1 protein-coding gene is annotated in these 830 nt (G+C 36.5%); it reads left to right on the top strand.

Annotated elements, in window-relative coordinates; genetic code table 11:
* The coding region (locus AMDU4_RS09475) for an MFS transporter (protein WP_290704873.1) at positions 1 to 830 on the top strand (830 nt) is incomplete at both ends.

Here is an 830-nt window from a genome sequence, read left to right as displayed (position 1 = left end):
TGCAGGTTTCAGAATAATAGGGAAGGATAAGCCGGTAAAATCACGGATTAAATATAAACCCACAATTTCAATGGCAGTGTTTATGGTTCCTTTAATTGTTGGCATATCCCTTATAAATATATATTATCTGCTGATTTCCCTGGCTATTTTTCCGGTATTCCTGTATATACAGATAAAAAACCCTGTAATTGACCCTGGATTGCTGAGAAACATAAAATTCTCACTCATAACGCTTGCATCTTTCCTGGAATCCTTTGTGTTTTTTTCAGTTTTGTTCGCTCTTAGCCTTTACTTCCAGAGCGATCTGGGCTACAGCAGCATAGAAGCTGGACTCATAATATTTACTTATCCTGTTGCCTCCATAATCTCAAGCCCTATTGGCGGTATGCTTTATGACAAGTACCCAAATCCTGAGGCAATTATGGCTATAGGCGCATTGCTTGAATGCATTCCTGTTCTTTTTATCGCCATTTATCTGAAATTTATACCTGAGTTGTTACTGGTAGCTGGATTCGGAGGATCATTTTTCTGGTCACCATCCACCACCATGATAACAGATGCACATGAAGAAAAATTCCGTGTACAGGCAAATAATGCAATGTTAATATTAAGAAATATTGGAATTATAACAGCTATATCCATACTTCCGCTTTTTATTCTATATTTTTCAGGAATAAACGTTAGTCTGGGAGATATTTTTGTTTCGAGTACAAGGACAAATATCTCAGCGGGGATAAGTGCCTATCTTGTATTTACCTCTCTTGTATCCTTATCTTCACTGATTTTTATCTTTATGTACCATCTGAAATCAAAAAGTAATGAAACTAAGG

It is taken from the genome of Ferroplasma sp. Type II, assembly GCF_000496155.1.
The sequence above is the reverse complement of the archived record's forward strand: the minus strand, read 5'-3'. Positions and strand labels throughout refer to the sequence as shown.